We start from the raw sequence: 2,865 nt of genomic DNA, 5'->3' as shown, positions 1-2,865 counted from the left end.
GCAAAATCGGACTCGCGCACTTTGAGACAAGAGAGGCCTGTCGACCGCTGCGTCGGCAAGGCCGAGCAATGCCCTCGATGGCGCGGCTGGTCACCTTCCGTGCAAAGCGTCAGTCGTGCTTGAAGCCAGAGGCGCGCTGGATGATTTCATTGATCTCGGAGGCGTAATATCCTGGATAAAATCTCTTAGTGCCTCGGTATCGAATGGCTTACGTAGTATTCTTAAATTTGGAGGAGTTGCTTTGCCGCATCGCTATAACCGGTCGTAAGTGCTATGGGCAAATTGGGATACCGCGACCGAATTTCTCTCGCAAGCCCTACGCCATCGATGGTCCCTGGCATGACGATATCGCTGAAGACAAGATCGATCTTTGTACCGGCTTCGAGCAGCTTTAATGCCGCTTCGGCCGAATCTCGATAGATGGTTTCATAGCCCAGATCCTCGAACAGCGACGATGTCACATCCGCCACATCAGCGCTGTCGTCGACAACGAGAACCGTCTGCCGTTGCGAATGGCGTGTTTTTGTTCTAGCAGCGGGGAGTTCTTTGCTGGTGATTTGCTCGTCTGCACAAGCCGGTAAATAGACTGTAATCGTTGTTCCTTGTCCGACCTTGCTGTCTGCCGTCACCGTTCCGCCGGCTTGGTGCGCAAACCCATAAACCTGGGACAAACCGAGCCCGGTTCCTTTGCCGACCTCTTTGGTTGTGAAAAATGGATCGAACATCTTGGACAGAAGATTTGGCGGAATACCAGTACCCGTATCGCTAAACGCTATCGCAAAGAAGGCTTCTCCAAGGCGATTATCGCCAACTTCCTGATCTACGATCACGGCGTTGACGAATAACGTGAACGTGCCGCCATTCGGCATTGCGTCGCGGGCATTAACGGCGATGTTGACAATTGCAAGTTCTAGTTCGGCGAGGTCCACCTTAACCGGCGAAACATCGTCGCCAATGTTTTCGTTGTACACAATGTTTCCGCGCAGTGAGCTCTCAATCATGGTCCGCATGTTCTTTATGGAAGCATTCAAATCGACGACCGTGGGGCTAAGATGCTGATGACGAGAGAATGTCAGCAATTGGCGCGTGAGGCTTTCTCCGCGTTTGGCCGCCGTCTGTATGGCTTCGATTGCTCTTGGAAGTTTTGGATCAAGTAGGCGTGCAAAGATCTGAGCACTACCTCCAATTATCATCAATAGATTGTTGAAGTCGTGTGCAATCCCGCCGGTCAGTTTACCGATTGCCTCCATCTTCTGCGACATCGCGAGCTGTTCGCGGGCCTGGACCAGTTTCTCCTCCGCGTCGCGTCGCTCGGTTGCGTCCCGGAGTATATTGATAAAACCGATCAAATTTCCTGCGTCATCACGGCTCGAAGAGACCGAGCCGGTGATGAAAAACGGCGTGCCATTTTTTCTGATGCGCCAACCCTCAACTTCGTGCTTGCCTCTTTGGACTGCCGACTCCAATGCGCGGGTTGGTGAGCCCGCGCGGCGTTCATCCGGTCGATAAAATATCCCAAAATGCTTGCCAATAATTTCTTCCGGGGTGTAGCCGATGATTTTTTGTGCGGTGCTATTCCAGCTTGTAACGTGCCCTTCTTTATCAAGGGCAAAAATTGCGTAGTCGACAACGCCCTCGATAAGAATTTGGAAGTGGCGTCTAACGCTGTCGAGCGCCAAATTTTTCCGTTCAATCTGACGGTTCAGTTGGTCCTGAACAGAAATCAAGTGGGCTTCGATGTTTTGGCGTGTCGCAATTGCTGCAGCTAAAGCAAGAGGCGGCACTGATACGCTGGTCGAAAGCACGAGTAACGATAATAGGGCTCCATTCAGATCCGTTTTCGGAAATGGATCGTTACCCACCGAGAAACCCCACACCGCCATTCCAATGAAAATGAGCGCGGCCGTAGCGACGTTGCATCGAGTACCGCGCAAACCAGCCCACATCAAGGGCAGTAAAACCAGAAAGCCTAGAAGGCTCCGATAGGGCAGCAGCACGTTGAGGTCGTTGCTGATGAGGTCACTGCCGATGAGTGGGCTGTAAGCAACGATCCCGATGATGCTCACGAGAGCAGAGACTGCGATCGATTCCAATAGATTCCATCTGGAAGAACTATTCAAAGGCGTCATCGCCCAGAGCACGATAGCCGGAGCAATCACTAAGGTCCCAGCCGCGTCTGCAAGCCACCAGGTTGACCAGGTGACGACAGAATCGGAAAAACTTAGTTTGTTGGCGAGAATGAATCCTGCCAAGACGATGGTTGAACTAATCATCGTTGTCGGCGCAAAGGAGATGATTGCAAACTTTGCGACACTAGAGGGCGTAGCAAACGTCTGGCGACCGTTCGACCAGCGACTAATCAGCCATGTCCCGGCAAACGCAGCGAGGAGAGTACTGATCCCGACGGAGCCAAACTCTAAGAGCGATCGGTCGGCCATGAGGTAAGGAGAAACGGACCCCACTAAAATCGCGGGCCAAATCCGATAGCCGACCAGCAGGAGCAGCGCGAGCGCAAACCCGGTTGGTGGCCACAACGGTGTCACGGCCGGATTTATTGCGGGTAGTAATCGTGCGGACTCGGCAAGGCCAATGTAAATCGCGGCGACTATTAAAAGTTCGACCAAGTAGGTTGCGGCGCTCCGACCGCTGCCAAAATTGAAAATCTTGGCTTTACCAAACCTTGCCTTTTCCATCACAAGCCTTTGCGGTGAGCACCTAAAATGCGGGACCTAGCCCGCCGTCCAATGTCACCCGAAAGAGGGCGGTCGCATTTTCACTACATCGACGACCCCGCCAACCACTCAATGCAGTTTTGACCAAAGCATGGCGGCACGATGGTGCCGCGTGGCAACGTTCGGAACTCGG

Annotated in this window: 1 protein-coding gene; it reads right to left on the bottom strand. The window is 53.1% G+C overall.

Features of this window, described 5'->3' with window-relative positions; translation table 11 throughout:
* Window positions 1-221 precede the first annotated feature (221 nt).
* Window positions 222-2,693, bottom strand: coding sequence for an MASE1 domain-containing protein (locus tag GWE18_RS41720; RefSeq protein ID WP_275191277.1), 2,472 nt, complete (start codon window positions 2,691-2,693; stop codon window positions 222-224).
* Between the last annotated feature and the right edge of the window lie 172 nt (window positions 2,694-2,865).

The sequence above is a fragment of the Bradyrhizobium sp. CSA112 genome (assembly GCF_029051645.1).
Lineage (GTDB): Bacteria > Pseudomonadota > Alphaproteobacteria > Rhizobiales > Xanthobacteraceae > Bradyrhizobium.
This window is presented reverse-complemented; position numbering and strand designations above follow the sequence as displayed.

What these genes read in the sequence shown, in the direction of transcription:
- GWE18_RS41720 (WP_275191277.1), bottom strand. Translation starts at nt 2,693, where the DNA reads ATGGAAAAGGCAAGGTTTGGTAAAGCCAAGATTTTCAATTTTGGCAGC.